The organism is Ectopseudomonas khazarica, assembly GCF_004521985.1.
In the GTDB taxonomy this organism is placed as follows: Bacteria; Pseudomonadota; Gammaproteobacteria; order Pseudomonadales; family Pseudomonadaceae; genus Aquipseudomonas; species Aquipseudomonas khazarica.
This window is the reverse complement of record NZ_SBHZ01000027.1, coordinates 36,704-44,162: the sequence shown is the minus strand read 5'-3', so window position 1 is coordinate 44,162 and position 7,459 is coordinate 36,704. Positions and strand designations below refer to the sequence as shown.

Genomic DNA, 7,459 nt, shown 5'->3' with positions numbered 1-7,459 from the left:
AAGAATTTTTTCTTTCTACTCAACCACTTGCGCTTTCGATCAGAGCTTCTTCTCTCCAGCGGGAGGCGCATTCTACAGCGTTCAAAACCGCTGTCAACCACCTCTTTTCTACCGCTTTCGATCCACTTGACCGAATCACCAACAGGACTCAACCACCACCCTGTCGACCGGCGCGCATTCTACACACCCGATCCAGCTTTGCAACCCCTCTTTTAAACTTAACTTATTGATTAACAAGAAGTTTTCGAAGAGCTTCATCGCTGAAGTGGCGCGCATTCTACAGCACCAGAACGCGCTGTAAAGCCCTGATATGCAAAAAGTTGCGCAGACTGTTCCAACGGCCTGCGCCTCTTCTATATAGAGAGCGCGAAACTCAGATCACCCCCGCCTCACGCAGTGCAGCGATCTGTCCTTCGCTCATGCCCAGCACCCTCTGCAACAGCGCATCGGTGTGCTGCCCGAGCAGTGGCGGCGCCGAATGGTAGGCCACTGGCGTGTCCGACAGGCGCAGGGGACTGGCGACCTGAGGCGTACGACCGCCAAGCGCATTGGGCAGGTCGAAGCTCAACCCACGCGACTGGACCTGCGGATCGGCGAACACCTGCTGCAGATCGTTGATCGGCCCACAGGGCACACCCGCCGCTTCCAGCAAAGCAATCCATTGCGCCGTGGTCTTGAACACGGTGGCCTGGCGCAGCTGCGGGATCAGCTCGGCCCGGTTGGCCACCCGTGCCTTGTTGGTGGCATAGCGCGGATCATCGGCAAGACCGGCGATACCCGCTACCTCGCAGAACTTGCGGAACTGCCCGTCGTTGCCCACGGCCAGGATGAAGTTGCCATCGGCGCTGGGGAAGTCCTGGTAAGGGACGATATTGGGATGGGCATTACCCAGGCGCTTGGGGGATACGCCCGTCGTCAGGTAGTTCATGGCCTGGTTCGCCAGACAGGCCACCTGCACGTCGAGCAGCGCCACGTCGATGTGCTGACCGATACCGGACTGCTCGCGCTGATTGAGCGCCGCCAACACACCCACCGTCGCATACAGCCCAGTGAGGATATCGGTGAGCGCCACGCCGACCTTCATCGGCCCCGCCCCTTCCTCACCCTCAGGGCGCCCCGTCAGGCTCATCAGCCCGCCAAGCCCCTGGATCATGAAGTCGTAGCCGGCACGCTTGGCGTAAGGCCCGGTCTGACCGAAACCGGTGATGGAGCAGTAGATCAGCTTCGGATTGATCGCCTTGAGCGACGCGTAATCCAGGCCATAGGCCGCCAGGCCGCCCACCTTGAAGTTCTCCAGCAGGACATCGCACTGCGCCACCAGCTCGCGGACCAGGCGCTGGCCCTCCGACTGGGTGAAATCCAGGGTCAGGGACTGCTTGTTGCGATTCGCGCTCTGGAAATAGGCGGCCTCGCGCGAGTCGTTACCCTCGGCATCCTTTATATAGGGAGGCCCCCAATGCCGGGTGTCGTCCCCCGCCCCCGGTTTTTCGACCTTGATCACCTCGGCCCCGAGGTCGCCCAGGATCTGCCCGCACCAGGGCCCGGCAAGTACCCGGGACAGGTCGAGCACGCGAATATGGGAAAGAGCACCGGACATGGAGATCCTCCGCATGGCGCGCCAAGCGCGCCATGGATCAGTGAGAGGCGCGAGCCTTTAGAAGAACGCCTGGATGCCGGTTTGCGCACGACCGAGAATCAGCGCGTGCACGTCATGCGTGCCTTCATAGGTGTTGACCACCTCGAGGTTGACCAGATGACGGGCGATGCCGAACTCGTCGCTGATGCCATTGCCGCCCAGCATGTCGCGGGCCAGGCGCGCGATGTCGAGCGCCTTGCCGCAGCTGTTGCGCTTCATGATCGAGGTGATTTCCACCGCGGCGGTGCCTTCGTCCTTCATCCTTCCCAAGCGCAGGCAGCCTTGCAGGGCCAGGGTGATTTCGGTCTGCATGTCCGCCAGCTTCTTCTGGATCAGCTGGTTGGCCGCCAGCGGACGGCCGAACTGGTTGCGATCCAGCACGTACTGCCGCGCGGTGTGCCAGCAGAACTCGGCGGCGCCCAGCGCCCCCCAGCTGATGCCGTAACGCGCAGAGTTCAGGCAGGTGAACGGGCCACGCAGGCCACGCACGTCCGGGAAGGCGTTCTCTTCGGGACAGAACACATTGTCCATGACGATCTCGCCGGTGATCGAGGCGCGCAGCCCGACCTTGCCGTGAATCGCCGGAGCGGAAAGCCCCTCCCAACCTTTCTCCAGCACGAAGCCACGAATCTCGCCGGCATCGTCCTTGGCCCAGACCACGAAGACGTCGGCAATCGGGCTGTTGGTGATCCACATCTTGCTGCCGCTCAGGCGGTAACCGCCCTCGACCTTCCTCGCACGCGTGACCATCGAACCCGGATCGGAACCGTGGTTCGGCTCGGTCAGGCCGAAGCAACCGATGTATTCGCCGCTGGCCAGCTTGGGCAGGTACTTCTGCTTGGTCGCTTCATTGCCGAACTCGTTGATTGGCACCATCACCAGGGAGGATTGCACGCTCATCATCGAGCGATAGCCCGAGTCGATGCGCTCCACTTCCCGGGCGATCAACCCGTAGCAGACATAGTTCAGGCCACTGCCACCGTAGGCCTCGGGAATGGTCGCGCCGAGCAGCCCGGTCTCACCCATCTCGCGGAAGATTCTCGGGTCGGTCTGCTCATGACGGAAGGCCTCCAGCACACGAGGTGCCAGCTTGTCATCGGCGAACTGTTGGGCGCTGTCGCGCACCATGCGCTCTTCTTCGGTCAGTTGCTGATCGAGCAGCAGCGGGTCGATCCAGTTGAAGCTTGCCTTGGCCATTGCGAGAAACCTCGAAACGATGAAGTGAGCGGCCGGCGCAACCGACCCCGTATAAGCATGATCCTAGGACGACCTGGCATGCAGGACAAACGCAGAATTCGCACAGACCTGTGCTTTTTCCTCACTTCGAGATAGCTTAACCATTAATTAACGCCACTTCCGTGTGAGGCTTTCGCATAAATGCGCCGTAAGATCCCCAGTACCGCCGCCTTGGTCGCCTTCGAGTCCGCAGCACGTCACCAGAGTTTCACCAAGGCGGCCGATGAGTTGAACCTGACGCAGAGCGCCATCTGCCGGCAGATCGGCGGGCTGGAAAGCTTCCTCAACGTCGAACTGTTCCGCCGCTCGCGCCGAGGCGTGGTGCTGACCGAGGCCGGCATCGCCTACAGTCGCAAGGTGGCTGCCCAGCTCGATGCCGTGGAACGCGACACCCTGGCCCTGATGGGCAACCAGGGCACCACCAGCATCGAGCTGGCGGTGGTGCCGACATTCGGTACCCAGTGGCTGTTGCCACGCCTGCGCGCCTTCCAGCGGCTGCACCCCGAGGTCACGGTGCACCTGACCAACCGCACCCGCCCCTTCCTGTTCGCCGACACCCACTTCGATGCCGCCATCTACTATGGCGATGCCGAATGGTCAGGCACCGAGGCGCACTTCCTGATGCCCGAGCACCTGCTGCCGGTGTGCAGCCCGGCGCTGCTGGAACAGGGCGAGATCGATGCGCAGCGTATCGCCACCCTGCCACTGCTGCAGCAGACCACCCGCCCCTATGCCTGGCGCCAGTGGTTCGCCGCGCAGGGCATGAGCGTCGCCCGCGACATGACCGGGCCTCGCCTGGAGTTGTTTTCCATGCTGGCCCAGGCTGCCCGCCATGAAATGGGTGTCGCCCTGATTCCCCCCTTCCTGATCCAGCGGGAGCTCGAAGAAGGCAGTCTGGTGATCGCCATGGACGCGGCCGTGCCGGACAACGACCGCGCGTACTACCTGATGGTACCGGAGCGCAAGGCCGAGTCGGCGGCGCTCAAGGCCTTCCGCGACTGGCTGCAAGGCGAGGCACGCGCCTACCGAGCCGAGTAGCCCTGCATCGACTTTTTTCGACCACGCGCAACGAAACAGAAGCCGGATTGAACACGTAGGGCGCTATCGGTCACACTACACGGCATTCTGCCCGATTCATTCACAAAAGCCCCTGCCTCCGGGGTGTTGCGTGATTTTGAACGCCTCGTTCATTACTTTTCACACCCCAGCCGATTCGACCAACGGTCATTCCGCTCATGAATACCGGCATGGCCGCCAAACCTGCATGAAACCTGCTGCCGACCGGGCGCCACGCGGGCTGCGCGCAGTATAAAAATCCCTCATAGACCCATTACTTGTAGTAATGCATTTTTTTTACTCCATAACTTCTTGTAAGGGTTTGCGTTCGACTGCACAATCGCCGCGCCCGCCATTCACTATCGGGTTATGTGCTGATCCCCAATCGCCGGCGCGCCAGCGCAGTGCACCGGTTCACAAAAAAGATCACGCAGGAGATTAGAAGTGCACATTGGTGTTCCTCTCGAAACCCATGCAGGGGAGACGCGGGTTGCCGCGACCCCCGAGACCATCAAGAAGCTGGTCGGCCAAGGTCATCAGGTGACCGTGCAAGCCGGTGCCGGCGTCAGCGCCAGCATTCCGGACAGCGCGTATGAGGCCGCTGGCGCAGCCATTGGCAACGATTCGGCCGCCTTCGGCGCCGACCTGGTGCTCAAGGTGGTCGCACCCACCGACGCCGAACTGACTCACATGAAGTCCGGCGCCGTGCTGGTTGGCATGCTCAACCCGTTCTGCAATGAAACCATTGCGCGCATGAATGCCCGTGGCATCACCGCCTTCGCCCTGGAGGCCGCGCCGCGTACCTCTCGCGCACAGAGCCTGGACGTGCTGTCGTCCCAGGCCAACATTGCCGGCTACAAGGCAGTGATGCTGGCGGCCAACCACTACCCGCGCTTCATGCCCATGCTGATGACCGCCGCCGGTACCGTTAAGGCGGCCCGCGTGCTGATCCTCGGTGCAGGTGTCGCCGGCCTGCAGGCCATCGCCACCGCCAAGCGTCTGGGTGCCGTGATTGAGGCATCGGATGTGCGTCCGGCAGTGAAAGAGCAGATCGAGTCGCTCGGCGCCAAGTTCGTCGACGTCCCCTTCGAGACCGACGAGGAGCGCGAGTGCGCGCAAGGCGTGGGCGGCTATGCCCGGCCGATGCCGCAATCCTGGATGGAACGTCAGGCCAAGGCCGTGCACGAGCGCGCCAAGCAGGCCGACATCGTCATCACCACTGCGCTGATTCCGGGCCGCAAGGCGCCGACGCTTCTGCACGAAAGCACGGTGACCGAGATGAAGCCGGGCTCCGTGGTCATCGACCTGGCTGCCGCACAAGGCGGCAACTGCCCGCTGACCGAGGCCGACCAGGTCGTGGTCAAGCACGGCGTCACCTTCGTCGGCCACACCAACCTGGCCGCGCTGGTGCCGGCAGATGCCTCGGCGCTGTATGCACGCAACCTGCTGGACTTCCTCAAGCTCGTGATCGACCAGGAAGGCCAGTTCCAGCTCAACCTCGAAGACGACATCGTCGCCGCCTGCCTGATGTGCAAGGACGGTGAAGTCGTGCGCAAGAACGGCTAAGGAGTAGGGACATGGATCTGATTTCCGACGGCATCTACAACCTGATCATCTTCGTGCTGGCTATCTATGTCGGCTACCACGTGGTCTGGAACGTCACCCCGGCCCTGCACACCCCGCTGATGGCGGTCACCAATGCCATCTCGGCGATCGTCATCGTCGGCGCCATGCTGGCGGCCGCACTGACCGTCACGCCGCTGGGCAAGGCCATGGGCACCCTGGCCGTGGCCCTCGCCGCCGTCAACGTCTTCGGCGGCTTCCTGGTCACCCGACGCATGCTGGAAATGTTCAAGAAGAAAGCGCCGAAAGCACCTGTGGAGAAACACTGACCATGAGCATGAACCTGATCACTGTTCTCTACCTCGTCGCCTCGGTGTGCTTCATCCAGGCGCTCAAGGGTCTGTCGCACCCGACCACGTCGCGGCGCGGCAACCTGTTCGGCATGATCGGCATGGGCATCGCGGTGGCCACCACCGTCGGCCTGATCTACAAGCTCGGCGCCGATCTGGCCGTGCAGGGTATCGGCTTCGTGGTCGTCGGCCTGCTGGTCGGCGGTAGCGTCGGCACCGTCATGGCCAAGCGCGTGGAAATGACCAAGATGCCGGAGCTGGTCGCCTTCATGCACAGCATGATCGGCCTGGCTGCCGTGTTCATCGCCATCGCCGCCGTGGTCGAGCCGCAGTCGCTGGGTATCGTCGCCGCCCTGGGCGATGCGATCCCGTCCGGCAACCGCCTGGAGCTGTTCCTCGGCGCGGCCATCGGTGCCATCACCTTCTCCGGTTCGGTGATCGCCTTCGGCAAGCTGTCGGGCAAGTACAAGTTCCGCCTGTTCCAGGGCGCCCCGGTAGTATTCAAGGGCCAGCACCTGGCCAACCTCGCGGTCGGCCTGGCGATCCTCGCCCTGGGCCTGTACTTCACCTTCACCGGCAACATCACCGCATTCGCAGTGCTGGTGGCGCTGGCCTTCGTCATCGGCGTGCTGATCATCATCCCGATCGGTGGCGCCGACATGCCGGTGGTGGTGTCGATGCTCAACTCCTACTCGGGCTGGGCGGCTGCCGGTATCGGCTTCTCGCTGAACAACTCGATGCTGATCGTCGCCGGCTCGCTGGTCGGCTCCTCGGGCGCCATCCTCTCGTACATCATGTGCAAGGCGATGAACCGTTCGTTCTTCAACGTCATCCTCGGCGGCTTCGGTGCCGACGCAGATGCCGGTGCGGCAGGCGGCAGCCAGGAGCAGCGCAGTGTGAAGTCGGGTTCGAGCGACGACGCCGCCTTCCTGCTGACCAACGCCGACACCGTGGTGATCGTCCCCGGCTATGGCCTGGCGGTTGCCCGTGCCCAGCACGCGCTGATGGAACTGGCGGAGAAGCTGACCCACCGTGGCGTGACCGTGAAGTACGCGATCCACCCGGTTGCCGGCCGCATGCCGGGCCACATGAACGTCCTGCTGGCCGAGGCCGAAGTGCCGTACGAGCAGGTGTTCGAAATGGAAGACATCAACTCCGAGTTCGGCCAGACCGACGTGGTCCTGGTGCTCGGCGCCAACGACGTGGTCAACCCGGCCGCGAAGAACGATCCGAAGTCGCCGATCGCCGGCATGCCGATCCTCGAGGCCTACAAGGCCAAGACCGTGATCGTCAACAAGCGCTCGATGGCCAGCGGCTACGCCGGCCTGGACAACGAACTGTTCTACATGGACAAGACCATGATGGTCTTCGGCGATGCCAAGAAGGTCATCGAAGACATGGTCAAGGCCGTGGAATAAGCCCTGACCAGTCAGACAGGAAACCCGGCCTCGCGCCGGGTTTTCCGTTTCTGGAACCGGTAAAAAAGCTGAATTTCAGGTCAAGCGCTACGGCAAGTCAATTTGCAACTGTACTGCTCGAAAGACCATGACGAACGGGTTGCACCTAGTTAAAAATCTCGCATAAATGGGTTGCACCCAGTTTTTTAACTTATGGCCAG

General features: G+C 62.5%; 6 protein-coding genes. 4 read left to right on the top strand and 2 right to left on the bottom strand.

Features of this window, described 5'->3' with window-relative positions; translation table 11 throughout:
- Nucleotides 1-373 precede the first annotated feature (373 nt).
- Both EPK82_RS23870 and EPK82_RS23865 read right to left on the bottom strand, forming a co-directional pair.
- On the bottom strand, nucleotides 374-1,597 hold the full coding sequence (locus EPK82_RS23870) for a CaiB/BaiF CoA transferase family protein (RefSeq protein WP_134678266.1): 1,224 nt from the start codon (nucleotides 1,595-1,597) through the stop codon (nucleotides 374-376).
- Nucleotides 1,598-1,654: 57 nt separating this feature from the next.
- Nucleotides 1,655-2,833 (bottom strand): acyl-CoA dehydrogenase, encoded by a 1,179-nt coding sequence (locus tag EPK82_RS23865; RefSeq protein ID WP_134678265.1) that lies wholly within the window; start codon nucleotides 2,831-2,833, stop codon nucleotides 1,655-1,657.
- Between the two features lie 180 nt (nucleotides 2,834-3,013).
- Here EPK82_RS23865 and EPK82_RS23860 point away from each other — a divergent pair, with 180 nt between their 5' ends.
- From EPK82_RS23860 to EPK82_RS23845, 4 genes are all read left to right on the top strand, one after another.
- Entirely contained in the window at nucleotides 3,014-3,910 is an 897-nt protein-coding gene (locus EPK82_RS23860; RefSeq protein WP_134678264.1) for a LysR substrate-binding domain-containing protein, read from the top strand.
- A gap of 462 nt (nucleotides 3,911-4,372) precedes the next feature.
- The gene (locus EPK82_RS23855; protein WP_134678263.1) at nucleotides 4,373-5,494 is read left to right on the top strand and encodes a Re/Si-specific NAD(P)(+) transhydrogenase subunit alpha; all 1,122 of its coding nucleotides are present in this window, start codon (nucleotides 4,373-4,375) and stop codon (nucleotides 5,492-5,494) included.
- Between the two features lie 11 nt (nucleotides 5,495-5,505).
- Nucleotides 5,506-5,820 carry an NAD(P) transhydrogenase subunit alpha gene (locus EPK82_RS23850; protein ID WP_037054628.1) on the top strand — a complete coding sequence of 105 codons (315 nt, stop codon included), beginning with the start codon at nucleotides 5,506-5,508 and terminating at the stop codon, nucleotides 5,818-5,820.
- Between the two features lie 2 nt (nucleotides 5,821-5,822).
- A complete protein-coding gene (locus tag EPK82_RS23845) occupies nucleotides 5,823-7,259 on the top strand; it encodes an NAD(P)(+) transhydrogenase (Re/Si-specific) subunit beta (RefSeq protein WP_134678262.1) in 1,437 nt (478 codons plus the stop codon).
- Nucleotides 7,260-7,459: the final 200 nt, after the last annotated feature.